We start from the raw sequence: 23826 nt of genomic DNA, 5'->3' as shown, positions 1-23826 counted from the left end.
GTACGGTTAGTTTGTAGAATATCAACAGATGAGGATCATTAGTTCAATTTATATCACTATGGATGGAGGACTTTATATGTCATGGAAAGAACGCATTAAACGTTGGATGGACCACGAAGCAATCGATGAAGAAACACGCCAGTCATTGACTGTATTGATGGAAGATGAAAAATCAGCGGAAGACGCTTTTCATCAGGACTTGGTTTTTGGGACCGGAGGGATGCGCGGCGAAATCGGACCCGGCACAAACCGGATGAACGTCTATACCGTCCGAAAAGCTTCGCAGGGAATTGCGGATTACATAAAAGAAAATGGCGAGGAGGCGATGGCACGTGGAATGGTCATTGCCTACGACAGCCGCCGCATGTCTCCTGAATTTGCAGAAGAAGCAGCACGGACGTTTGCAGCGAATGGAATCCACACCTATTTATACAGCGGACCGCGGACGACGCCACAATTGTCGTTCAGTGTGCGTTATTTGAATGCATTCATGGGCATCGTCATTACGGCCAGCCACAATCCGCCGGAATACAATGGCTACAAGGTCTATGGAGAAGACGGTGCCCAATTGAATCTGGAAGATGCTGATCGTGTCATCGATTACGTCAGCCGGGTTGAAGACGAGCTGTCGATCGCTAACGAAGGGTTCGAAGAGTCCCTGCTGGTACGGATCGATGAAAAGTTGGATGAAACTTATCTATCCAATGCACTGACGGTGCAGGAACATTCGGCAAGCCCGATTCAAGCCGTCTTCACGCCGCTCCACGGGGCGTCAGGCGCGACAGTCAAGAAATTATTGGATAAAGCCGGCTACAATGAAATCACGTATGTAGCGGAACAGATGCAGCCGGACGGTGAATTCCCGACGGTGGCATCGCCGAATCCAGAAGAAGGTTCCGCGTTTGAATTAGCGGAACAATACGGCAAGAAATCCGGGGCAGATCTGCTGATTGCCGTCGATCCTGATGGAGACCGCGTCGGCATCGCCGTCTGGAGCGGCAGCCAATACGAATTGCTGAGCGGCAACCAGACTGGTGCTATTTTGATTGAATATCTCCTGAGCCAGAAGAAAGCCAAAGGCACATTGCCGACGAACGGCCGCATTTTCAAAACCATTGTCACCTCTGAGTTCGGCCGCGTTGTAGCCGATTCTTACGGCGTCAGCAGTGAAGATGTGTTGACCGGCTTTAAATTCATCGGAGAAAAATTAAAACATAATGATGCCAACCCGCAATTCGAGTTTTTATTCGGCTATGAAGAAAGTTACGGCTACCTGATCCGCGATTTTGCACGGGATAAAGATGCTGTTCAGTCGGTACTGCTGTTGGTTGAAGCGGCTGCCTTCTATAAGAAGCAAGGGAAAAATCTCCATGATGTGCTGGTTGAACTATATAACCGCTTTGGCTGGTACCGGGAAGCGCTGGTATCCGTCACCAAAAAAGGCATCGATGGTGCGCGTGAAATCAATGCATTGCTGGAAGACTTGCGCAAACAGCCAATTCAGGCGCTTGCCGGTATTCCGGTCGTGTCCATTGAAGATTATGAAACCCAAAACCGTATCTTTGTCGATTTAGGCACTGATGAAAAAATCGAGCTGCCGCAGTCGAATGTCATCAAGTATTTCCTGAAAGACGGCTCATGGGTATGTGTACGCCCGAGCGGTACGGAACCGAAAGTGAAGTATTACTTTGGCATCACCGCTGAAACCCAGCAGGAAAGTGACGAAAAGCTGGAACTGCTGAAGGAATCGTTTTTAGAGGAAGTAAATAGCCGTTAAGTACTCAGCTCCCTGAAAAGGGGGCTTTTCCTTTCTGCTGTTTGGCTGTTTCCGCTTTTCTCGGTGTCCAGACTCCAGCGCCCAGCTCTTTGGGTCATAAGCCAGCCCAACTGCGTGGCAAAGAGCGCCACACTGCCGGTCTGTCTTATGCCCGGCAGAGCTACACGGGCGCTTCCGCTTTTCTCGATGTCCAGCTTCAGCAGCCAGCCCCTCGAGTCGCTTCAGCCTTGCCGGAAATGGCTGAAGAACGCCATTACCAGCAAGGCTTCCAGCGCTTGTCGGGGCTAATCGGCTGCTTCAGCTTTTCTCGTACAAAAGTACGAGGGAGGAAATTTTTAAAAAAGTGTATGGTTAAATCAGCAAGAATGAGGTGAATGGGTATGGTGATGAGTGAACCTTCCAATATAACGCTACTGAAAGAAATAGCAGAATTACTTAATGAAGAAACGGATATGGCCCGTATGCTGGATGGCGCCATCCGTAAACTGTTGAGTGCTTCGACTTTCGAGACTGCCTGGATTTTCTTTATTAATGAAAAAGGGAAACATCAATTGGTGGCGCAGGCAAATTTACCGGCTCCTTTGGAAGATAATAACTGCCGTCATCTGCAAAAAGGCGGCTGTTGGTGCGTTAAGCGCTACCACGATGGGGATCTGGATAAAGCGTCCAATATCATCGCTTGCCAGCGCATCGAAAACGCTATGCCAGCAAAAGCGCGGAAACAAGGCAGCATTACGCATCACGCGACGGTGCCGCTCCAGTCAGGGAAAGAAAAGTTCGGACTGTTGAATATCGCAGCACCAGACACTGTCGGATTTTCAAAAGACGAGTTGGCTCTGTTGGAATCAGTGGCTTTTCAAATCGGTTCGGCGATCAAACGGATCGGATTGACGAAACAAGAGCAGGAATTGGCTCTCGTCAAAGAACGGAACCGTTTAGCTCGGGACCTTCACGACTCGGTCAATCAATTGCTGTTTTCAGTGACATTGACTGCCCGGGGAGGCGTGGAGATGTCGGAAGACCCTACCGTTCAGGAAACTTTTCGCGACATCCAACACCTGACCCAGGAAGCATTGAATGAAATGCGGGCGTTAATTTGGCAATTGCGGCCAAAAGGGCTGGAAAGCGGGTTGCTGGATGCCATTAAAGGCTATGGTGAAATGCTGGGGTTAACCGTTGAAACTAAAATGACCGGCGTCATCCAATTGCCATCGCGCATCGAGGAGACCTTATTCCGGATTGCGCAGGAATCGTTGAACAATGTACGAAAACATGCAGGGGTCAATAAAGTCGAATTGTACTTGTCGGTCACTGCCACTGATGTTTTATTGGTATTAAGAGATGAAGGACGGGGGTTTGCATTTGATCATAATGTCAACCTGCCGTCCATCGGTATCCAAAGCATACGTGACCGCGCCAATGCAGAAGGCGGAACGGCGGACTGGTCGAGTGAAATCGGCAAAGGAACGGAAATCCTCGTAAGGATACCGTATTAATGGAGGAGTGGGGAGCATGGTGAAAGTATTGATAGCCGATGACCATCATGTGGTGCGGCGAGGTTTGCTGTTCTTTTTGAAAACACAAAAAGACATTGAAGTGGTGGGAGAAGCCGTAAACGGTAAAGAAGCCGTGGAAATGGCTGCGGCACTTCAACCGGATATTGTCCTGATGGATTTAGTGATGCCGATTATGGACGGGATTCAAGCAACCCGGCTGATTAAAGAGCAGTTTCCGGATATGATCGTTTTGATGCTGACCAGTTTTTCAGATCAGGATCATGTAGTGCCAGCGATTGAAGCCGGAGCGGCGGGTTATCAATTGAAAGATATCGAGCCTGATGAACTGGTGGCTTCGCTGCGCAGCTTGATGCGTGGGGAAAACACGCTTCATCCGAAAGCATCATCCGAATTGATGAAAGCACCGGCTGAACCGGCGCCGCATACCATCAACCAGTTGACGCCAAGGGAACAGGAAGTGCTCGCCGAATTGACAAAAGGAAAAAGCAACCGGGAAATTGCCTCTGCATTATTTGTCACCGAAAAGACAGTGAAAACCCATATCTCCAATATTTTCATTAAACTGGCTGTCCAGGACCGGACCCAGGCGGCGCTTTACGCTGTCAAGCACGGCCTGACAGAACCCGGTAGAATTTAAAAAGAGTGCGACGGAATCTTCCGTTGCACTCTTTTTTTATCGCTTTTTCACCGGGTGTTTGCGGCTGTCTTTAGTTACTTGCTTCCATTTGCTGCGCTCGGCCTTTTGGGCCGCTGCGTCGCTTTTCCGCTCCATATGGGCAAGCTCGCGCTTCAGTTTCAAATAGCTCCGGTAACGTCCGGCATCCAGCTCTCCGTTTTGGAGCGCTTCCTGAACACGGCATCCCGGTTCGTCGTTATGGGCACAATCCCGGAATCGGCAAGCAAGCGCCAAGTCTTCCACATCGCTGAAGCCTGCTTCGACACCTTCTGAGTAATCCCCGAGCTGAAATTCGCGCATGCCGGGAGTATCGATCATCAAGCCGCCTTCCGGCAGTAGAATCATTTCCCTATGGGTGGTTGTATGCCGGCCTTTGCTGTCATCTTCCCGGATGTTCTGGACCATCATGCGCTCACTGCCGGACAAGGCATTGATCAATGACGATTTTCCGACTCCCGATGAACCAAGCAAAGCACCGGTCTTTGAACCGGCCAATTGTTGCTGCAGCTCTTCAATTCCTTCGCCGGTCAAGGCAGACACGGCGTAGACGGGAACGCCGAATGCCACTGCTTCAACCTGGCGCAGATACGGTTCTGTGTCGGCGCATTGGTCTTTCTTCGTCAAGACGATTACGGGGTTCGATCCTGAATCCCAAGCTGCCAGCAAATAACGTTCAAGACGCCGGACATTGAAGTCGTGATTTAAGGACATTGCCAAAAAGACATAGTCCACGTTCACGGCAATCAATTGGATGTCGGATGTTTCTCCCGCCATTTTTCTTGAAAACTGTGAAGTGCGGTGGAGAACCTGATGGATGATGCCTTTTTCTTCTCCAGGCATCTGTTCGACCATGACCCAATCGCCGACACATGGGAATTCTATGCGATTATGCTGATGGCGGTATTTGCCGGACAATGAGCAGAGCCATTCGCCATTGTCTGTTACGACACGGTATAAATTTTTATGTTCCAAAGTTACGCGTCCAGGGATTCCCGGTGCAGTTATTTTTTCCTGCCAGCTGGAGTTCCAGCCGTACTGTTCAATCTTTTTCAATGATAGTTCCTCCTAATTATGCAAAATAAAAAACCACGGATGCGCGCAATTCGCAGTCCGTGGTCTCCGGGCATAATGGAAGAAGCGTATCGTCAGCGATACACAGAAGGAGACACTATGGACTGGAATTGCGTATTCAAAAATAAAATAGCCATAATGCCTCACCTCTTTCTTCAAGTTAATTTAACCATACTGTATGGCCATTTGAACGTCAAGTAATTTTTCTGAAGATTTGATTCGTTTATTTAAGAAGTATGTTTAAAGCAGAATGGCTAATATACAGAGATAGAAAACCAAGTATTTCTACCGTTAAATTACTGTGAAGTCTTGCATTTATAAAATGTAAACGTTAACATAATGTTAATATTCTGAACATACCAACTGGTTAGTATTGATTTGCTGTGTGAAGAAATTTTTAAAAACGACGAGGGGACAGAAAATGACAATAGAACAAGTTTGGACGAACCATTACCCGAAAGGAATTTCTGCTGAGATGGAATTTGCTGATAAGACGATGCCTCAATTGCTTTCGGAAACCGCCAAGAAAATTCCGGATCAGATTGCGATCAAATTTTATCAGAAAGAAATATCCTATAAGGAGCTGGATCTTTTTTCAACTGTTTTTGCATCCTCTCTTCAGTAAGCTGGAATCGAAAAAAATGATCGTGTCGCGGTCATGCTGCCGAATTGTCCGCAGTACATCATCTCGTATTATGGGATTTTAAAAGCAGGAGCCATCGTCACATAGATAAACCCTATGCTGCTCGAAAAAGAGCTGCTTTATCTATTGAATGACTCAGGTGCGGAAACCATCGTCGTATACGAGCCTTTATATCCGCGTATCCAAGCTATCACAAAAGAAATTTCTTTGAAAAACATCATTGTTGTCAGTTTTGAAACGGAAAAGATGGATCTTAATCAAGCTGTCCATTTCGAATCGTTTTCCGAGATGAGTTGCCAAAAACCAATGTCGGGAAAATTTTAAGAAGGGCGCTTCGGGATGAACAATAATCTAACAAATAGAGTATTTGAGATTCTGTAGATTTATGTAGGGGGAAGTCAACTTGTCAAAAGAGGTGGAAGAGATGTCGAATCAAGAAAATGCAACGATTCCAGTAAGAACTGGAGAAGAATTGGATTATCCGGCGCTTGAAGATTTTCTGCGCCATCACATTGAGGATTTGCCGGCAGGAGAATTGAAAGTCCGGCAATTTAGTTCCGGCCACTCGAATCTAACGTACGCGCTGCAAATCGGCGGATGGGAAGCTGTTCTCAGAAGACCGCCGCTCGGGCCGGTCGCACCAAAAGCGCATGATATGGAACGTGAATTTAAAATCTTGTCCGCGCTTCACCCTGTTTTTAATACAGCTCCAAAACCCTTTGTATTTTCCGATGATGAATCCATCATCGGCAGTCCTTTCTTTGTGATGGAAAGGCGGCATGGCATCGTATTGGACACAGCGTTTCCAGAAGGAATTGAAGCGACAAAAGATCTGGGGAAAAAGATTTCAGAGAAGATGGTGGACACACTGGTTAAACTTCATGCTCTGGATTATACGAAAACACCGCTTGTTGATTTAGCAAAGCCGGAAGGGTTCATGCAGCGCCAAGTAGAAGGATGGATTGGACGTTATGAACGTGCCCAAACCGACGATATTGAAGGTGTAGAGCAGTTGAAAGAATGGATGCTGACGAATATTCCGCTTTCCCAAGAACCTGTCATTATTCATTATGACTTCAAACTGAATAATGCTCTGTTTTCGGAAGACTTCTCCGAAATGACAGGACTGTTTGATTGGGAAATGACGACGGTTGGGGATCCGCTGGCCGATTTGGGAGCGGCTATGAGTTATTGGATTCAAGCGGATGATCCTGATTTGTTGAAACACGGACTTGGCAAAGCGCCAGTGACGGTGCTGGATGGATTCTATAACCGTGAAGAATTTATCGCAAGCTATGGAAAAAAAAGCGGACGTGACATTTCAGATATGAACTTTTATTTGACATTCGCTTATTTTAAATTGGCTGTGATCATTCAACAAATCTACTATCGCTATAAAAAAGGACAGACCCAGGATTCGCGTTTCTCCCATTTTGATCAATTTGTCAAAAGTCTGATGCAGCACGCATTGACGACAGCGAAAAGGGAGTGAATCGGTGCCTAGACTTCATGTGTTATCGGACCTTACCGCGCTAAGGAATTATTTTTCAGTGCACAGCCGATTACAGCCGAAACTGCTCATGAATGGGGAATCGTCAATCATTTATATCCGCTGGAGAAGCTGGAGCAAGAGGCGATCCGCTTTGCCGAAAAACTGGCAAACGGACCGGCAAAAGCTTTCGGATTGATGAAAAAGATCACCGATCAATCGTCGACGGCCGGGTTGGCGGAAATCCTGGAACAGGAACAGATCACCCAAGCGATGATGATCACTACCGACGATCATTTGGAAGGGGTCTCTGCTTTCAAGGAAAAACGCAAGCCGGTGTTCAATCAAAAACAGCAGGTTTTATGAATGGAAGGAATAAAATATAGGAGTATTTGGTAAATTTGAACGAGGTGAGTCTACTGGAGGAGGGGTATAGAAAAGAAAAAGGAGGAGTGGAGATGACTTCAGATCGTGCCAATGAATACGGTTTGTTTACAGATCAATTTACGCAGAACCCTTATCCGACCTATGAAAAATTGAGGGAAGGGGATCCAGTTCATGCGGTGCGGTTTCCAGATGGCCAGAATGGCTGGATGGTGACACGCTATAAGGATGCTGAGGAAGTCCTGAAAGATCCCCGTTTCATTAAAGATATGTCGAAGATTTATGGAGGCAGCATGGATATGATGAGTGTCTTTACGCAGAACATGCTGTTTTCAGATCCACCTGACCATAAAAGGCTGCGCGGCCTCGCCCAAAAAGCTTTTACGCCCAAAATGATTTCGGGTATGCGCGGCAGAATTCAGGAGATAACAGATGAGCTGTTGACGGGAATGGAAGGTCAAGATCAGGTCGATTTAATTGATGAATTCGCTTTTCCACTGCCAATTACCGTCATCTGTGAAATTTTGGGTGTACCATCGGCTGACCGCGATAAATTCCGCCTTTGGTCCAATTCACTCATTGAAGGGACCAGTGGGGAACTCGGCGCCACTGTCTATGAGCATATGAATGAGTTTGTCCAATACCTGGGGCAGTGGTTTGCGACAGTCCGTGAGCAGCCTGGAGATGATCTCATCAGCAGCTTGATTCAGGCGGAGGAAGAAGGAGACCGTTTGAGTGAACGGGAGCTTTATGGCGTGGTTACCTTATTGATCATTGCAGGCCATGAAACGACGGTGAACTTAATCGGCAATACGGTCTTATCCCTTCTCGAAAACTCGGAACAACGAAGGATTTTGGAGCAGCAGCCTGAACTCATCAGTCAGGCCATCGAAGAATCCCTGCGTTTTAACGGACCAGTCGAATTCAGTACTTCCAGATGGGCAGGGGAAGATTTTGAGTTTCAGGGTCGTGAGATGAAAAAAGGCGATTTGGTCGTAGTGTCGTTGAATTCCGCAAACCATGATGAAGCGCAATTCGAAGATCCTGACCTATTTAATATCCAGCGCGAGAAAAGTCCGCACTTGGCATTCAGCAAAGGAATCCATATGTGCCTTGGAGCTCCTCTTGCGCGTTTGGAAGGGGAAATTGCCATTGCCAGTCTGCTGAAGCGTTTTCCACAAATGGATTTAGCGGTGGAGCAGAGCGAATTGATTTGGCGGCCGGGCATGATTGTGCGAGGCGTCAAAGAACTTCCGTTGCTGCTTAAGTGAATAGGAGACATAGGGCTGGAGTGCATCCAGCCTTTTTGTTTGTCCAAAAGCCATCAAGGGAAAGGGAATTAGAAAGCAGGTTACAAGAGAGGGGATTATCTATGAAGTCACTATCATTTTGGCTGAAGGAAAAACTGTGGCTCACTCCCGCATTGTACATTGTGATGGCGGTTCTCCTGTCGATCACTTTTTTCTACATCGATCTTTTATATATTGAAAGGCTCAAGCCTTATATCCCATCTATTCTTTTGACGAATGTCGATTTGGCCAAAACCATCATGGGAAGTTTATCCGGGGCTCTTTTGACCATGACTACTTTTACTTTTTCGACGATTCTGGTTGTCCTGACCATGTACTCATCTCAATTCTCTCCGAGAACCTTGAAAAACTTCATCCATGATAAAATCACCTGGCGTGTCCTGGGGATTTTTCTTAGCGGCTTTATTTATAACACACTGTCGCTGCTCTTTATGAGAGATGATTTGTATACCACCGACGTGATTTCCACGTTTGTCGGAATTCTCATCGCATTTTTCTGTCTTTCGACATTTGCTTATTTTATCCACTATATCGCTACGCATGTGCAAGTTGGCCAACTGGTCAATGAATTGATTGGAGATACAGAAAAGGCCATTGCCAAACTCAAAGAGCTGCAGGAAAATGAAGACGGGAAAGAAACAGAATGGAATCCTGTCGGCATCAAAGAAACCCATCATGCTGAAAAAGAAGGCTATATTCAGTACCTTTCGTTCGATAAGCTGGTGGATTATACGGAAGAACACGAACTGGAAGTGGAGATTCTTGTCCAAACGGGCGATTACATCTACGAAGGAAAACCGATTTTCCATGTTTTTAAAACTAGTGAAACAGAAGTTTCTGCCGCTGACTTCTACTCAATCGGTACCTCCAGAACTTCGGAACAGGATCTCGATTTCGCTATTCAGAAATTGGTGGAAGTAGCATTGCGGGCCATATCTCCAGGTATCAACGATCCGAATACGGCCAATGAAATCATTGTCCGGCTCGGTCGCCTCCTCGGTCATCTGGGCCAGTTGAAAACAGGGCCGTTCCTCTTAAGTGGAGAAGAAAAAGGAGAACGGGTACTGTATCGTTTTCCAACATACAAAAGTGTTTTATATAAAACCTTTTATCAAATAGCCCATTATGGAAAAGAAGATATTTCGGTTCTAATTTCAATTGTTGAATCATTGACTGTCGCTGCAGAACTTGTGCCGAAGCGCCATCATCAGGAATTATGGGATACACATGGCTACGTATTGGAAGCTGTCGATACACAGGGGTTAAAATTATTCGATCGGGAAACGCTTCAGGAAAAGGTTGACCAACTGGCTGTAGCAACGGGCCAGCATTCCTATAATATATTATTGACTGAGAAAAGCTGATGGCAATGCTACTGGAAGCGATAAAGGAGGGAAATGATGCAGAACAACCAGTTGTTTGAAGGAGTTGAGTTTCTAAGGAATTTGTCTGTAGGCGAATTTCTGATGTTCTTTATTTACCTGGCTTTAATCCTGCTTGGGAAATCCCTGATCCTGTTTCTGCTGAGAAAGCTGGTTTCCTCCAAAGATTTCAAAGAACGGATTTATCCAGTGATTGAAGATGTTCTGAATTGGCTGGTCCTTTATGGTGGCATCCTTTTCTTCCTGTTTTATTTCTCCAGGGAACAATGGCTGACTTTGGCTTTTTATGAGACAGAAGGGGTTGAAATTTCCATTCTTCTGATCGTCGTAGCGGTGATGATTGTGACTTTTGCCAGCCGTCTCATAAAGGCATTCAATCACTACGTCATGCCGTTCGTCTATGAACAGTTTAATGTGGACATCGGCATGGGATACACGATCAACCGCTTACTGTATTATGTGGTGATGTTTCTGGCATTGGCTATAAGTTTTACGACAGTGGGCCTCGATTTGACGGCTCTCGGATTTGTATTCAGTGTCCTCGGAATCGGTATCGGATTTGGCGTACGCAATATTGCCGCCAATTTCGTCTCCGGTATCATCATTTTGTTTGAACGGCCGATGGAGGTCGGGGAAATGGTGGAAATCGATAAGAAAATCGGCAGGATCACTAAAATCAAACTCAGATCGACCGTTATAGAGACCTTGAAAGAAGGTACTTTAGTGGTGCCTAATCAGTATTTCATTGAACAGATCGTCAAAAATCGCTCCAGTGCCCAGTTATACGCAAGAGTTGTCGTCAGTGTGGATTATGGCAGTGATACGGAACGAATCGAGCGGATTTTAAAAGCAGCAGCTGTAAAAGCAGCTCAGCTGATGAAAGGAATACCGGAAAAAGAACCGGATGTCCGGTTTATCGATTTTCGGAACTCGGCACTCGATTTTCAGGTGGAAGTTCAAGTCACCGATGTGGAAATGAAGGAAAGGCTGGAAAGCCGGATCCGCCACGCCATTGCGGAAGATTTTATCGAAAATGAAGTGAAACTGGCACAGACAATGTATGAAAGGCAATAAAAAAGTCCATGGCTAGTGAAAGCCATGGACTTTTTTAAGTTTTAAAAATACTATTCGTCAAACTCGTCTTCCTGTGCAGCAGTAAAGGAATAATCCGGTTCGATATGGACCAGAATGACACAATGGGGTTTGACTTTCTGGATTTTCCGTTCGATTTCTTCTGTAATCCAATGGCTTTCCACCACGTTCAGATTAGGGGCGACGCTGACGGTTAAATCGATGAACATGACATTGCCATGATTTCGGCCTTTAAAGTCCCGCAACATGATGACCCCTGGCACTCTTCTGACCAAAACAGACAGCGTCTCCACTTCATCTTCATCAAAGCCATCCGTCAACGTGATGACGGACTCTTTGAAGATATCCAAAGCAGTTTTAATGATGATCAGCCCAACAATGAAAGCTGTGATGACATCTAGAATCGGCGCACCGAAGATGGCGCCGATGATGCCGATACCTGCGCCGATACTGACCAGCGCATCGGAACGGTTATCATAGGCTGCTGCACGGACGGCTGTGCTTTTGATTTCTCTGCTTAGTTTTAGGTTATAGCGGTAAACTGCATACATCACGCCTGCCGAAAAAAAAGCGACCCATGCCGTAACTAGAGAAGGTACTTCAGCTGCGGGTTCAAAAATTGAACGGATAGCATTGGTCAGAACCTGTAAACCAATGACTGCCATTATGAAGGAAGCTAAGAGCGAGGCGATGGTTTCTGCCCGCAAGTGGCCGTAATGATGATTTTCGTCCGGTGGTTTCTGGGAAATTCTGAGGCCGACGAGAACAGCGACAGAAGCGATTATATCTGTCAGGTTATTGAAGCCATCCGCTTTCAATGCTTCGGAAGAGCCCCAAAAGCCGAAGATCAGCTTGAGGGCACTTAGAAATACATAAGCCCCGATACTGATCCAGGCTCCTTTTTCCCCTTTGCGTAAATTTGTATACAAGTCCATAAAGTTTCCCGCCTCCAAGTCTCTGGAACAAAGTGAAACGACCCTCATAGGAGGGCCGCTTCGTGATTGTATCTATTTGTCGTAAGATGAATGGACTGTATTTTAATGTGCTTGTCATCATTCTGCCGGATCCGGCCAATAAAGCGTCTTTAAATAGTATCAATGTCTTTTTAGGCATTGTCAATACCGAATGGTTCTATGTCATCTTCATTCACAAACTTTACATAAATTTAATGTTCATGTATATAAGCAAACGGTTATGCTTAAAGAAAGATTATTTTACTTGAAGGAGAGGACTATGGCTAAGAAAAAAAACAACTACGCAGAAATTTTAAAGGCATCGACGAAATTGGGGCTGACGTCCTTTGGCGGACCGGCGGCGCATATCGGTTATTTCAGGGATGAGTATGTCACTAAAAGAAAATGGTTGGATGATAAAGCATATGCTGATTTAGTTGCCCTTTGCCAATTCCTTCCAGGACCAGCAAGTTCTCAGGTGGGAATTTCCATCGGCATGCTGCGTGGAGGCATATTTGGTGGTTTTTTATCCTGGTTAGGATTCACGATGCCATCGGTCATCTTGCTGCTGTTATTTGCACTCGTCATCACCAGTGGCTCGTTTGACAGCGGATGGATACAAGGATTGAAAATTGTCGCCGTCGCAGTTGTCGCGCATGCTTTGTTGGGGATGGGGAAAAGTCTAGCGCCTGACCGACAAAGAATCGCGATTGCGGTGGGAGCGGCAATCATTATTTTGCTGATACCGACAACTTGGGCTCAAATTGGAGTTATTGTGCTGGCAGGTATCCTTGGATATGCTATTTATCGAAAAGAGAAAGCGCCAGAGCCGGTAAAACTGGTGTTAAGCTTTGGCAAAAAGACCGGCATTGCAGCGTGGTCGATTTTTGCTGTATTATTGATCGGCTTGCCGTTGATCCGGCCGTTCATTGAATCCACTTCGTTTGCGATTTTTGATATTTTCTATCGGGTCGGCTCAATCGTTTTCGGCGGAGGACATGTTGTACTGCCGATGCTGGAGCGCGAAGTGGTGCCGGATTGGATGACGCCCGACGCCTTCATTGCCGGCTATGGCGCCGCTCAGGCCGTTCCGGGGCCACTCTTTACATTGTCCGCTTATTTGGGGCAATTGATGGACGGCGGATGGGGAGTTATGATTGCGGTTATCGCGATGTTCCTGCCGTCATTTCTCCTGATCATCGGAACTTTGCCTTTTTGGAGCATCATCCGGACGAAATCCGGTGTCCAGGCAGCATTGAAGGGGGTCAATGCAAGCGTTGTCGGAATTTTGCTTGCAGCTTTATACGATCCTGTTTTCACCTCTGGAATTCGCGGGCCTGTCGACTTTGCAATTGCGATAACCGCCTTTACAATGTTAGTCTATTTTAAACTGGCTCCTTGGATCGTCGTCCTTGTGACGGCTGTTCTGGGTGCGGTCGCCTATGCGATTTAAAGGCTGAAGGAGGATGGCAATGACAACGAGCAAAGAAAGAGATCGACAAGACCCGTTAGCGGGTTTTAAACAGGAGTTTTTTGTAGAAAAAGAAACGGTATACATGGACGGCAATTCACTTGGCTTGATGTCCAGACGGTCTGAAGAAAAATTGAAGGTCTTGATAGATAGCTGGAAGACATTCGGAATCGATGGGTGGACAGAAGGGGAACATCCCTGGTTCACTTTAGCGGAAACGATGAGCGCACGAGTCGCACCTTTGGTCGGAGCTGGAGCGCATGAAGTGATGGTGACAGGATCGATTACATCGAATATCCATCAGATGCTGTCGACCGTGTTTCAGCCGACGTCCGAGCGTTCTGCAATCATCGTGGACAGCTTGAATTTTCCTTCGGACATCTATGCGGTGGAAAGCCACCTGCGTCTGCGCGGATTGGATCCGGCCGAGTCGATGCGCAAAATTGAAAGCAGAGATGGCTATACGCTGGAGCTGGATGATATCATCGAACAACTGACAAATGACGTCGCAGTCTTGTTGCTGCCCTCGGTCCTATACCGGAGCGGCCAGTTATTGCCGATCCGTGAAATCACGGAAGCGGCCCATCAAAAAGGTATATTGGTAGGTTTTGACTTGGCGCATTCGATTGGTGCTATGCCGCATACCCTGCACGAAGACGGAGTGGATTTCGCTGTCTGGTGCCATTATAAATACATGAATTCCGGTCCGGGTGGAACAGGCGGCCTTTATTTGCATGAGCGGCATCATCACCTGCTGCCTGGCAATGCGGGCTGGTTTGGATCTGATAAGACCCGCCAATTCGATATGGACCATGAATTTTCGAAAGCAGAAGGAGCAGGCGCCTACCAGATCGGTACACCGCATATTTTCAGTATGGCCCCTCTTCTCGGCAGCCTGGAGCTGTTTGAAGAAGCGGACATTCATACGGTCCGCCAAAAATCGCTTGAACTGACAAGTCTCTTAAGAGAATTGGTCGGACAACGGGTTCCTCAATTGGTCGATGTAACACCTTTAGAGGACGAGGCAAGAGGCGGGCATATCGCCTTTTCCCATCCGGAAGCTGCGCGGATCTGTAAAGCATTGAAAGAGGCAAAAATCATTCCGGATTTCCGGGCGCCGAATATCATCCGCCTGGCGCCTATCGCTTTTTACACATCGTTCAGCGATGTAGAGAAAGTAGCAGAGAAATTGCAGAGCATCATGAAAAATGAAACCTATAAAAATTTCAGCAATGAACGAAATGTGGTGGCTTGAATGGAACCTAAAAAAATAATTGATATTTCCATGGAATTGAGTGGGGGAACGCCGGAATGGCCAGGCGATTTGCCGTTCAGCTATGAGCTGTCCGTCACCAAAGAGCAAAGCGGTTCCGTCAATGTCGGGAAACTGCAGTCCAGCACCCATATCGGCACGCATGTCGATGCCCCTTTTCATTACGATGACCAAGGAATCCAAATCCATGAGCTTCCACTGGATATCTATTTATCGAAAGCACAGGTTGTAGATGTCAGCGGCTCTGATAAAGTCAGTGCAGCGGATTTGGGTGCGCTGGAAGAAGGGGTCACGACCGTATTGTTGAAAACTATGTCTTGGACAGACCGCAGCACATTTCCTGAAAAGTGGCCGGTATTTGAAGAGTCGATTGCGGAATGGATGGCTGCAAGTGGCGTGAGGCTTCTTGGAGTCGATGTGCCGTCAGTGGATCCCGAAACCAGCAAAGACTTACCGATGCATCAGGCAATGAACCGCCATCAGCGATTTATTCTGGAAGGCATCGTATTGGATGATGTGGCAGAAGGAGTCTACCAATTAGCAGCCCTGCCCTTAAAGATCAAAGGCGCAGAAGGAAGTCCAGTGAGGGCAATACTTTACTAGAAAAGCGTAAGCGCCTGTTTAGAGCCGACAGGCTTAAGGCAGTTTGCCGAAGCGGCGTTCCTTCAGCCGCACAGGCAAACGGACTTAAGACCCCGAGGTTCTAGGCGCTGGAGTCTGGACATAGAAAAGCGTAAGCGCTCGTCGAAACTGCAAAAATATGATATTCCCCTGAACCACAAATAAAACCTTCACCGGAAACTACGGTGAAGGTTTTTTATACGTAATCTGCACGGAAATAAGGCTCCATGTTTTTTATGTTCATAGCAATCTCATCGCAAATCTCCTGATAGAGTGCCCATTGTTCGATACTGTCGCTGCTGCGCAGTTCCGGATTGCGGATATCCCATCGCAACAGTTTCTGGCTTGGCAAATCCGTTGGGATGTCTCCATGCTCCAATTCTCCGTCATGTAAGGCGATGATCAGGTCAGCTTCACCGACTTCTTCCGGATTATAGGTGCGTGCCTCAACAGACGGCAAATCCAATATCACTTCTTTCATCACTTCCAAAGGGATTTCGTTGAAAGAAGATTGAGGGCTTTGGGTCCATGCGGCGCTACGAATTTCCCAATCAGGAAGCATCAGCCGATTTGCCCAAATTTCAGCCATCAGACCCCGATCCTGGTGGGAAGATAAAAAATAAACAGTGTGTCTTGGCATGGGTGATCCCTTCTTCCTTTTATACAAACTGATTTTTTCTACTAGTAATCTTTACCCATCTCATGGAGAAATAAACTATTAAATTTGTGATGGAATTGTGATATATCGACCTTTAAATGCTCAAGAATCCGGTCCGGCGGCAAGTAACTCTTGCCGCCGGACCGGATTCTTTATTTGACTACGAGTATGGAACTGGAAGATTCCTTTATCAATTTTTTGCTGACTGATCCTACGAAGAATTTTTGCAACCCTGATTTTCCGCTGTTGCCGATGACCAATAGATCGATGTTCTGTTCTTCGATAAATGCGGAAATGGTTTTCGCCGGATTTCCTTCAAGTGCAAGAACCGACGCTTTAATATTGTGGGAGTCCAGCTGCTGCTGGATTGAGTTGTGCATGTGCTTTGAGTATTCCGCTGTTGTATTGTCATAATCCTTTGGCGGCACATAGCCCTCATCACCGATTCCGGGAGGCATAAACTGTGCGTAGTTACTATCGACGTTCGCTGATATTACAGGAGCTGATGCACTGCCTGTATTCATATAGCCAACGCTTTCACGATAGTCTTCATTGACGTAAATCACTGAAAGCTTAGCATCCGGCAATGCTTTGACAAATTCCACTGCTTTTTCGAACGCAATCCGACTCCCATCAGATCCATCATACGCCACTGCGATATTTTTATACATTTCCTTCACCTCGCCCTATTCTCTTAGTTCTAAATTACCCTCGACCCCCAGAATGAAACATCCATTAAATTTTAGAAAGAAAGTATTTTCGAAAAATGTTGACAATTCAAAAAAGACTTTGGTACTCTTGAATTAACAAATAAAAGGAAATGGAGGGTATGATAATGAAAAAACATAAAGTTAACATTTGTATCAATTTAATATTGTCGTCAGACCCTCTTGAAATTTTTTCCTAAGTTTATTTCGGAAATAGAACTATTCAGAACAGGTCTGTAAAATTGTCCTGTTTCCATGAGCGTACGCCCATAAACGAGGCGTGCGCTTTTTTGTGTGGTTTGATCAGTTTTGGACTGTTTAAATAAAAAAACAATGGGGAGATGTTGAATATGAAGCAGCATCAAAAAGGAAAAATCATGATTAAGGAATCGTTGGAAGGCGATTAGCGGATTTGGAAAAAAGAAAGAAGGCGTAAACGATGTTTGACGTGTTATGGAAATTAAAATGGTTTTTTAAAGAAAATTGGCTGCGTTATACTACAGCCGTTGTTCTCTTGTTTATAGCAAATATTTTAGAGATTATTCCGCCTTGGCTGATCGGCGTTGCCATTGATGCCATTGCACAGGAGCAATTGACTGCAGAATTGATGTGGCAGTACATTGCGGTTCTGGCAGTAGCCTTAGTATTGGCTTATTTGATCAATTTCGTCTGGCAGTACCAATTATTCGGAGGGGCATATGTCATAGAACGCCAGCTTCGCTCCAGTCTCATGGGGCATTTCCTGAAAATGACTCCGACTTTTTACGAGAAAAACCGGACAGGCGACTTGATGGCACGTGCCACCAATGATCTGAAGGCGATTTCCGAGACTGCAGGATTCGGTATTTTGACGCTGGTGGATTCCACCTTGTATATGGCAACCATCATTATTGCCATGGGCATGCTGGTTTCCTGGGAATTGACGTTCCTGGCTATGATTCCATTGCCGATTCTGGCCATCATCGTTCAAATGCTGGGCAAGAAAATCCACGTCCGCTATATGGAAGCCCAGGAAGCGTTCGGCGATATGAACGATAGCGTGCTGGAATCAGTCGGAGGCGTTCGAGTAATCCGCGCCTATGTTCAGGAACGCGCGTCAGAACAGCAATTTGCGGACATGACGGATGATGTCTACGAAAAAAACATGGCGGTCGAACGGATCGATGCATTGTTTGCGCCCGTGACCAAAGTGCTGACATCCATCAGTTATATGATCGGCCTCGGCTATGGTGCATTTCTAGTGGCTGAAGGCGTCATGTCACTGGGGGACCTGGTAGCCTTCAATGTCTATCTCGGCATGATTGTCTGGCCGATGTTCGCAATCGGGGAACTGATCAATATCCTGCAGCGCGGAAATGCTTCCCTGGATCGTGTCAATGAAACACTGGATTATCCAGAAGATGTCACTGATCCGAAAGAGCCGGCCAAAACCGGACGGCCAGAACGTATCGGCTTCAAGGATTTCAGTTTCACTTATCCACAGTCGAGTTCCATCAATCTGCAAGGCATCAACTTATCGATGAACAGTGGACAGACACTCGGTATTGTCGGCAAGACAGGAAGTGGGAAATCGACTTTTGTCAAACAGCTGATGAGGGAGTATCCAACTGGGCAGGGATCCATCCTGATGAATGGAATCGAATTGAAGAAATTGACGAAAGACCAATTGCGCAGTTGGGTCGGTTATGTGCCGCAGGATCATGTTCTGTTTTCACGGACTATCCGGGAAAATATCCTATTCGGCAAATCGGATGCCAGTGAAGAAGAGCTGATCGATGCACTTCGCCTGTCCTACTTTGAAAAAGATTTGGCGTTGTTGCCTAGTGGCCTGGATACGCTCGTCGGTGAAAAAGGCGTAGCATTATCAGGCGGCCAGAAACAGCGGATTTCAATAGCGCGTGCATTGATCAAGGATCCGGAAATCCTCATCCTCGATGACTCACTTTCAGCAGTCGATGCGAAGACGGAAGCACGGATCATTGAGAATATCCAGGCAGAACGGTCCGGCAAGACGACAATCATCACAACGCACCGGCTGTCTGCTGTGAAGCACGCCGATTGGATTGTCGTGCTGGATGATGGGAAGATTATAGAAGAAGGAACTCATGATGATTTGCTGAAGGCAAACGGTTGGTATAATGAACAATTCCTCCGACAGCAAATCGAGGAGGTGTAGGCATGGGGACAGGAAAACGATTAGTACAATATGCAATGAATTTTAAAAGCGTCCTGATTTCCGGATTGGTGATGCTGGCGATTGCAGTGGCTGCGGATCTCGCAGCACCGCTGATTGCCAAAGAGATCATCGATAACCATATAGCAGTTTCAGACGGGACGGTGAATTTTGAGCCGATCGCTTACCTGCTGGCTCTGTTCTTTGCATTGGCGATCGTCACCGCGATTTTCCGCTACTGGCAATCCATTCTCCTGCAGAAAGGGGCCAACCGGATTATCCGGAAGATGCGCAATGATGTTTATGAACACACGCAGACCTTGCCGATCCGGTATTTTGATAATCTGCCGGCGGGAAAAGTGGTCGCACGCATCACCAACGACACAGAAGCGATCCGTGATTTGTTCGTGACAGTGTTGTCTCAATTTGCAACGAGCTTCATGTATATGGGCGGTATTTATATAGCGCTGTTTTATCTCGACTGGAAAATGGCGGCTATGACATTGGTGTTGATTCCGCTGCTGTATGTATGGATGTTGATCTACCGCAAATATGCAGCTCGCTATAATCACATCGTACGGGAAAAAGTCAGTGAAATGAATGCAATGATCAATGAGTCGATTCAGGGAATGACGATCATCCAGGCATTCCGCCGGGAACACCAGATGAAGGATGAATTCGTGGAACTGAACGATGAGCACTACAAATACCAAAAGAAATTATTGGTGCTTGAAGGAGCGGCTTCCTATAACCTGGTCGGCGTATTGCGTTCCATGACCTTCATCCTGTTCGTCTGGTATTTTGGAGGAGCTTCCATGTCCGGAAACACAGTGGTGACGGTCGGAGTTCTGTATGCGTTCATCGACTACATCATCCGGCTGTTCAACCCGATCAACGGCATCGTCAATCAATTCGGTCGTCTGGAGCAAGCATTGGTGGCTGCCGAACGGGTATTCCGCCTGCTGGATCAAAGTGGAGAACCGGTAGTGGATAAAAAAATAGCGCGTTATCAGGGCAATGTCCGCTTTGAAAAAGTCTGGTTTGCCTATAAAGAGAAGGAATATGTGCTGAAGGATATAAGCTTTGAAGCGAAGCAAGGGGAGACGGTGGCATTGGTTGGCCATACCGGTTCGGGTAAAAGTTCCATCATGAACCTGTTATTCCGCTTCTACGATGTCAGTGAAGGAGGCATAACCATCGACGGCATCAACGTCAATGACATGCCCAGACAATCGGTAAGGGAGCATATGGGCATCGTGCTGCAGGATCCTTACCTGTTCAGTGGAACGATCGAGTCGAATGTCACGCTCGGAGATGAGCGGATTACCAGGCAAATGGTCATTGATGCCTTGGCAGCAGTGGGCGGCGAGCGGGTATTGAACCATCTGCCGAAAGGAATCGATGAGCCGGTCGTAGAAAAAGGCAGCACGCTTTCTTCCGGACAGCGTCAATTGGTGTCCTTTGCAAGAGCATTGGCATTCGATCCCGCCATATTGATACTGGATGAAGCAACTTCGAATATCGATACGGAGACGGAGGAAATCATCCAGCATGCCATGGATGTATTGAAAAAAGGCAGAACGACGTTTATCATTGCGCATCGTCTGTCGACCATCAAGAATGCAGACCGCATACTGGTGCTGGAAAAAGGAGAAATTGCTGAAGCCGGTTCACATGAGGAATTGATGAAGCTTGGCGGCACCTATTTCCAGATGTACAAAATTCAATCAGGAATGTCCCAAACCCAATCTGTTGGGTAAAGGGGCATTCCCTTTTTTTGAGTTCACGAAGCTATCGCTGTTAAATTCAGCTGGCCTTCCCTATAATTGAAAGAGCGGACGAAAAAAAGCGCAGGAACTTTCCCGCGCTTTAATCGTATACATGGTAGAGCATCAGCTCGTGGATCATGGTTTTGATGGTGTCTTCGTCCTGCGGTGCTTTCGAGCGCCACTGGATGCTGCCATCGGGATGGTACTCTCCAGTAATCCGTTCATTTTTATAAAAGAAGGAAATGTCCCATCCCGGCAGTTGACGATTTTCGAACATCGGCTTGAATTTAAAATGCTGAAGCATGCAGATTCCCCCTTACCTTGCTCTTTCCATTATAGGGGATTTCACCGAATACACAAAGCAGAAAAAGAAATGAGTGACAAAAGTGAATATCATATGGACTTTAGCTTTTATGGCAGTAGTAGGCGCATTGATTGGTGGGGTCACAAACCATTTAGCGATTAAAATGCTTTTTTGGCCTTACGAGGCAAAGTATATCGGCAAGTGGCGTGTTCCACTGACACCTGGGCTCATCCCGAAACGGCGCGATGAATTATCCCGGCAGTTGGGAAGGACCGTCGTTGAGCATCTGTTAACTCCGGAAACATTCAAAAAGCGTTTTTTCAATGAAGAAATGCATGTGAAAGTAGAGAAATGGATCAACCGGCAGCTGAATAAGCATTTGTTCGATTCGCCGAAAACATTCAATGACTGGCTGCAGGCGGCCGGGCAAACAGGAATGGATCGTAAAATCGAGGCAAAGCTGGATGAATTGGTCGAACTTCAGAAAGATTCGCTGCAAGCCTATATTGCGGGCAAGACCATCCGTGAACTCATGCCCGAAAACTGGAAAACGGAAACTGAGGCAAAGCTTTTTGAAGGTGTGCAGTATGCAATCGATCAAGGTACGACATATTTCGAGTCGCCGCATGGCAGGCAGACCATCAAGTCGTTATTGGATGAGTTTCTGGAATCGCGCGGGCGTTTCGGCCACATGCTGCATTCGCTGCTTGGTGAGTCGAAGCCTCTGGTCGACCGCATCCAACCGGAAATCATCAAATTCCTCAACTCCCCAAGAACGTTCGAACTCATTGGAACTTTGGCGTTCAGTGAATGGGAAAAGGTGCAGGACCGCAGAGTCGATGAATTGCTGAAAGAATTTGATTTTGACACGGCATTGGCAGCAGTGAAGCAGTATGTCCGTGAAAAAGCAGCAGTATCCACGCGTTTGAACGCAACACTTGCAGAGACTTGGCCTGGAGGGTTAGAATGGACAAGTGTCAATATTACTCCACTTGTGACAGACTTTGTCTTCGAGCAAGGAGAGCATAAACTGGAAGAAACCATATTGAAGATTGATATGGAAGGTATGGTGAAAGAGCAAGTCGATTCTCTGCCGCTCAGCCGCCTGGAAGAACTGGTGCTTGGGATTTCACGGAGAGAATTTAAGATGATTACCGTACTGGGCGCTTTTCTGGGAGGATTCATCGGAATCTTCCAAGGGATTTTCGTCATGGTACTAAACTGACTACAGAAGGAGATTGATGAAAATGGCAGTAAACATTTACGACGACATCAACAAATTGGAAAGCACGTTCCGTGCGACAGACGAGTTCAAGAAATTGGAAGAGGCTGTAGCGCAAGTGACTGCAGACAAAGAAGCGAACGAATTGTTCAAGACTTTCCGCGATTTGCAGATCTCTCTTCAGCAAAAACAGACACAAGGTGAAGAAATCACTGAAGAAGAAATGATGAACGCCCAGAGCACTGCACAAGCAGCTCAACAGAACGAAAAGATTTTGGCGATGCTTGAAGCCGAAATGGGATTGAGCCAAATGATCGAAGAAGTGAACCGTGTCTTGATCAAACCGGTACAGTCGCTATACGAAAGCATGTAATTTTTACAGAAATAAAGGGTTTTAAAAGAGAGACACCGAATACGTAAAGGTGAATGACAATTCATTTTTACGAAGGGGTGTCTTTTTTTTATGTATGAGACGATTGAATTAACGAAACAAGGGCGTATCGGACAATTGGTTCTGAATCGGCCGAAATCAATGAATGCGATGAATGGCACGATGATGAAAGAATTGGCGGATTGCTTTGAGTCGCTGCTGCAGGACAGTACGGTTCAAGTGTTGATCATCCGCGGCGAAGGAAGAGCTTTCTCAGCCGGCGGTGACATCAAGGAAATGATGGATCCGGATAATCCAATGGATATCGAGCTGGTCATGAAAGATGTCAGCCGGTTGGCAAAAGCGCTTTACACGCTGCCGCAGATTACAATTGCTGTAATCCATGGGGCATCTGCAGGGCTCGGCTTCAGTATCGCATTGGCTTGTGATCATGTGATCGCTGAAGAAAACAGCAAATTGGCCATGAACTTTATCGGCATCGGACTTGTGCCTGATGGCGGCGGCCATTTCTTTATGAAAGAACGCGTCGGCGTACCGAAAGCCAAGCAACTCATTTGGGCAGGGCAGACTTTAAAAGCGCATGACGCCCTGGCAAAAGGCCTGATCGAAGAAGTGACAGCCGAAGGGCGGGGCCTTGAACAAGCTGAAAGCTATGCGGCTGAAGCGATTGCCTCACCACTTAATGCCAAATTGGCATCCAAGCATATCCTTCATCAATTGAAAGTGGATGAATTGGAGAATGTACTGGAAATGGAAGCGAAAGCACAGTCGGCTATGCGGAAATCAGCGGATCACCTGGAAGGCATCCAGGCATTCGTCGAAAAACGCAAACCCGAATTTAAAGGCAGTTAATTAATGAAGGCATGGATCAGCGGAGGTTTTTATGCCTCTTCTATATGAATAGCAGAAAAAAGCATGGCGGGAATTTCCCGCCATGCTTTTG

At 46.6% G+C, this 23826-nt stretch carries 24 protein-coding genes; 19 read left to right on the top strand and 5 right to left on the bottom strand.

What is annotated here, in order from left to right:
- Positions 1-76: 76 nt before the first annotated feature.
- From Q0785_RS16250 to Q0785_RS16240, 3 genes are all read left to right on the top strand, one after another.
- Complete coding sequence (locus tag Q0785_RS16250; RefSeq protein ID WP_298832255.1) at positions 77-1777, top strand: phospho-sugar mutase; 1701 nt, start codon at positions 77-79, stop codon at positions 1775-1777.
- A gap of 380 nt (positions 1778-2157) precedes the next feature.
- The gene (locus tag Q0785_RS16245; protein ID WP_298832252.1) at positions 2158-3273 is read left to right on the top strand and encodes a GAF domain-containing sensor histidine kinase; all 1116 of its coding nucleotides are present in this window, start codon (positions 2158-2160) and stop codon (positions 3271-3273) included.
- A 16-nt stretch (positions 3274-3289) separates the two neighbouring features.
- Positions 3290-3931 (top strand): response regulator transcription factor, encoded by a 642-nt coding sequence (locus tag Q0785_RS16240; protein WP_298832249.1) that lies wholly within the window; start codon positions 3290-3292, stop codon positions 3929-3931.
- Between the two features lie 36 nt (positions 3932-3967).
- On the opposite strand, the gene rsgA is transcribed toward Q0785_RS16240, so the two are convergent.
- A complete protein-coding gene (gene rsgA / locus Q0785_RS16235) occupies positions 3968-5023 on the bottom strand; it encodes a ribosome small subunit-dependent GTPase A (RefSeq protein WP_298832246.1) in 1056 nt (351 codons plus the stop codon).
- 439 nt (positions 5024-5462) lie between these two features.
- On the opposite strand from rsgA, the gene Q0785_RS16230 reads away from it, so the two are divergent.
- The 8 genes from Q0785_RS16230 (at position 5463) to Q0785_RS16195 (ending at position 11323) form a co-directional block, all read left to right on the top strand.
- The gene (locus Q0785_RS16230) at positions 5463-5666 is read left to right on the top strand and encodes a hypothetical protein (RefSeq protein WP_298832244.1); all 204 of its coding nucleotides are present in this window, start codon (positions 5463-5465) and stop codon (positions 5664-5666) included.
- Positions 5667-5672: 6 nt separating this feature from the next.
- Positions 5673-5771, top strand: coding sequence for an AMP-binding protein (locus tag Q0785_RS16225; protein ID WP_298832318.1), 99 nt, complete (start codon positions 5673-5675; stop codon positions 5769-5771).
- 9 nt (positions 5772-5780) lie between these two features.
- A complete protein-coding gene (locus Q0785_RS16220; RefSeq protein WP_298832242.1) occupies positions 5781-6008 on the top strand; it encodes a hypothetical protein in 228 nt (75 codons plus the stop codon).
- A gap of 100 nt (positions 6009-6108) precedes the next feature.
- A complete protein-coding gene (locus Q0785_RS16215; protein WP_298832240.1) occupies positions 6109-7176 on the top strand; it encodes a phosphotransferase family protein in 1068 nt (355 codons plus the stop codon).
- A gap of 24 nt (positions 7177-7200) precedes the next feature.
- The gene (locus Q0785_RS16210; protein WP_298832315.1) at positions 7201-7539 is read left to right on the top strand and encodes an enoyl-CoA hydratase-related protein; all 339 of its coding nucleotides are present in this window, start codon (positions 7201-7203) and stop codon (positions 7537-7539) included.
- A 92-nt stretch (positions 7540-7631) separates the two neighbouring features.
- Positions 7632-8828, top strand: coding sequence for a cytochrome P450 (locus Q0785_RS16205; RefSeq protein WP_298832238.1), 1197 nt, complete (start codon positions 7632-7634; stop codon positions 8826-8828).
- Positions 8829-8929: 101 nt separating this feature from the next.
- On the top strand, positions 8930-10231 hold the full coding sequence (locus Q0785_RS16200) for a DUF2254 domain-containing protein (RefSeq protein WP_298832236.1): 1302 nt from the start codon (positions 8930-8932) through the stop codon (positions 10229-10231).
- A 36-nt stretch (positions 10232-10267) separates the two neighbouring features.
- Positions 10268-11323: a mechanosensitive ion channel domain-containing protein gene (locus Q0785_RS16195; RefSeq protein WP_298832234.1), complete on the top strand. Its 1056-nt coding sequence runs from the start codon at positions 10268-10270 to the stop codon at positions 11321-11323.
- 50 nt (positions 11324-11373) lie between these two features.
- On the opposite strand, the gene Q0785_RS16190 is transcribed toward Q0785_RS16195, so the two are convergent.
- Positions 11374-12276: a cation diffusion facilitator family transporter gene (locus Q0785_RS16190; protein WP_298832232.1), complete on the bottom strand. Its 903-nt coding sequence runs from the start codon at positions 12274-12276 to the stop codon at positions 11374-11376.
- A gap of 298 nt (positions 12277-12574) precedes the next feature.
- On the opposite strand from Q0785_RS16190, the gene chrA reads away from it, so the two are divergent.
- From chrA to kynB, 3 genes are read left to right on the top strand one after another with little or no spacing between them, the layout of a single operon-like run.
- Positions 12575-13747: a chromate efflux transporter gene (chrA, locus tag Q0785_RS16185; protein WP_298832230.1), complete on the top strand. Its 1173-nt coding sequence runs from the start codon at positions 12575-12577 to the stop codon at positions 13745-13747.
- A 19-nt stretch (positions 13748-13766) separates the two neighbouring features.
- Positions 13767-15020: a kynureninase gene (gene kynU / locus Q0785_RS16180; RefSeq protein WP_298832228.1), complete on the top strand. Its 1254-nt coding sequence runs from the start codon at positions 13767-13769 to the stop codon at positions 15018-15020.
- Entirely contained in the window at positions 15021-15641 is a 621-nt protein-coding gene (gene kynB, locus Q0785_RS16175) for an arylformamidase (RefSeq protein WP_298832226.1), read from the top strand.
- Between the two features lie 214 nt (positions 15642-15855).
- Here the strand turns inward: kynB and Q0785_RS16170 are convergent, their stop codons facing one another.
- Together Q0785_RS16170 and Q0785_RS16165 are read right to left on the bottom strand one after the other, a co-directional pair.
- Entirely contained in the window at positions 15856-16248 is a 393-nt protein-coding gene (locus Q0785_RS16170; RefSeq protein WP_298832224.1) for a phosphatase, read from the bottom strand.
- Between the two features lie 221 nt (positions 16249-16469).
- Positions 16470-16988, bottom strand: coding sequence for a universal stress protein (locus Q0785_RS16165; protein WP_298832222.1), 519 nt, complete (start codon positions 16986-16988; stop codon positions 16470-16472).
- Positions 16989-17463: 475 nt separating this feature from the next.
- Between Q0785_RS16165 and Q0785_RS16160 the strand changes: the two genes are divergently transcribed.
- Entirely contained in the window at positions 17464-19200 is a 1737-nt protein-coding gene (locus Q0785_RS16160; protein ID WP_298832220.1) for an ABC transporter ATP-binding protein, read from the top strand.
- A 2-nt stretch (positions 19201-19202) separates the two neighbouring features.
- A complete protein-coding gene (locus tag Q0785_RS16155; RefSeq protein ID WP_298832217.1) occupies positions 19203-20957 on the top strand; it encodes an ABC transporter ATP-binding protein in 1755 nt (584 codons plus the stop codon).
- A 109-nt stretch (positions 20958-21066) separates the two neighbouring features.
- Here the strand turns inward: Q0785_RS16155 and Q0785_RS16150 are convergent, their stop codons facing one another.
- The gene (locus tag Q0785_RS16150; protein ID WP_298832214.1) at positions 21067-21270 is read right to left on the bottom strand and encodes a YheE family protein; all 204 of its coding nucleotides are present in this window, start codon (positions 21268-21270) and stop codon (positions 21067-21069) included.
- Between the two features lie 82 nt (positions 21271-21352).
- Here Q0785_RS16150 and Q0785_RS16145 point away from each other — a divergent pair, with 82 nt between their 5' ends.
- From Q0785_RS16145 to Q0785_RS16135, 3 genes are all read left to right on the top strand, one after another.
- On the top strand, positions 21353-22495 hold the full coding sequence (locus tag Q0785_RS16145) for a DUF445 family protein (protein ID WP_298832211.1): 1143 nt from the start codon (positions 21353-21355) through the stop codon (positions 22493-22495).
- Positions 22496-22517: 22 nt separating this feature from the next.
- Complete coding sequence (locus Q0785_RS16140; RefSeq protein WP_298832208.1) at positions 22518-22865, top strand: YlbF family regulator; 348 nt, start codon at positions 22518-22520, stop codon at positions 22863-22865.
- A 90-nt stretch (positions 22866-22955) separates the two neighbouring features.
- Positions 22956-23735 (top strand): enoyl-CoA hydratase, encoded by a 780-nt coding sequence (locus Q0785_RS16135; protein WP_298832206.1) that lies wholly within the window; start codon positions 22956-22958, stop codon positions 23733-23735.
- Positions 23736-23826 lie beyond the last annotated feature (91 nt).

The sequence above is a fragment of the uncultured Planococcus sp. genome, from assembly GCF_947501725.1.
GTDB classification, from domain to species: Bacteria; Bacillota; Bacilli; order Bacillales_A; family Planococcaceae; genus Planococcus; species Planococcus donghaensis_C.
The sequence above is the reverse complement of the archived record's forward strand: the minus strand, read 5'-3'. Positions and strand labels throughout refer to the sequence as shown.

Bases quoted from the DNA above. Each gene is read 5' to 3' on its own strand.
- Q0785_RS16250 (WP_298832255.1), top strand. From the start codon at position 77: ATGTCATGGAAAGAACGCATTAAACGTTGGATGGACCACGAAGCAATC.
- Q0785_RS16245 (WP_298832252.1), top strand. From the start codon at position 2,158: ATGGTGATGAGTGAACCTTCCAATATAACGCTACTGAAAGAAATAGCA.
- Q0785_RS16240 (WP_298832249.1), top strand. From the start codon at position 3,290: ATGGTGAAAGTATTGATAGCCGATGACCATCATGTGGTGCGGCGAGGT.
- Q0785_RS16230 (WP_298832244.1), top strand. From the start codon at position 5,463: ATGACAATAGAACAAGTTTGGACGAACCATTACCCGAAAGGAATTTCT.
- Q0785_RS16220 (WP_298832242.1), top strand. From the start codon at position 5,781: ATGCTGCTCGAAAAAGAGCTGCTTTATCTATTGAATGACTCAGGTGCG.
- Q0785_RS16215 (WP_298832240.1), top strand. From the start codon at position 6,109: ATGTCGAATCAAGAAAATGCAACGATTCCAGTAAGAACTGGAGAAGAA.
- Q0785_RS16205 (WP_298832238.1), top strand. From the start codon at position 7,632: ATGACTTCAGATCGTGCCAATGAATACGGTTTGTTTACAGATCAATTT.
- Q0785_RS16200 (WP_298832236.1), top strand. From the start codon at position 8,930: ATGAAGTCACTATCATTTTGGCTGAAGGAAAAACTGTGGCTCACTCCC.
- Q0785_RS16195 (WP_298832234.1), top strand. From the start codon at position 10,268: ATGCAGAACAACCAGTTGTTTGAAGGAGTTGAGTTTCTAAGGAATTTG.
- Q0785_RS16190 (WP_298832232.1), bottom strand. From the start codon at position 12,276: ATGGACTTGTATACAAATTTACGCAAAGGGGAAAAAGGAGCCTGGATC.
- chrA (WP_298832230.1), top strand. From the start codon at position 12,575: ATGGCTAAGAAAAAAAACAACTACGCAGAAATTTTAAAGGCATCGACG.
- kynU (WP_298832228.1), top strand. From the start codon at position 13,767: ATGACAACGAGCAAAGAAAGAGATCGACAAGACCCGTTAGCGGGTTTT.
- kynB (WP_298832226.1), top strand. From the start codon at position 15,021: ATGGAACCTAAAAAAATAATTGATATTTCCATGGAATTGAGTGGGGGA.
- Q0785_RS16170 (WP_298832224.1), bottom strand. From the start codon at position 16,248: ATGGCTGAAATTTGGGCAAATCGGCTGATGCTTCCTGATTGGGAAATT.
- Q0785_RS16165 (WP_298832222.1), bottom strand. From the start codon at position 16,988: ATGTATAAAAATATCGCAGTGGCGTATGATGGATCTGATGGGAGTCGG.
- Q0785_RS16160 (WP_298832220.1), top strand. From the start codon at position 17,464: ATGTTTGACGTGTTATGGAAATTAAAATGGTTTTTTAAAGAAAATTGG.
- Q0785_RS16155 (WP_298832217.1), top strand. From the start codon at position 19,203: ATGGGGACAGGAAAACGATTAGTACAATATGCAATGAATTTTAAAAGC.
- Q0785_RS16150 (WP_298832214.1), bottom strand. From the start codon at position 21,270: ATGCTTCAGCATTTTAAATTCAAGCCGATGTTCGAAAATCGTCAACTG.
- Q0785_RS16140 (WP_298832208.1), top strand. From the start codon at position 22,518: ATGGCAGTAAACATTTACGACGACATCAACAAATTGGAAAGCACGTTC.
- Q0785_RS16135 (WP_298832206.1), top strand. From the start codon at position 22,956: ATGTATGAGACGATTGAATTAACGAAACAAGGGCGTATCGGACAATTG.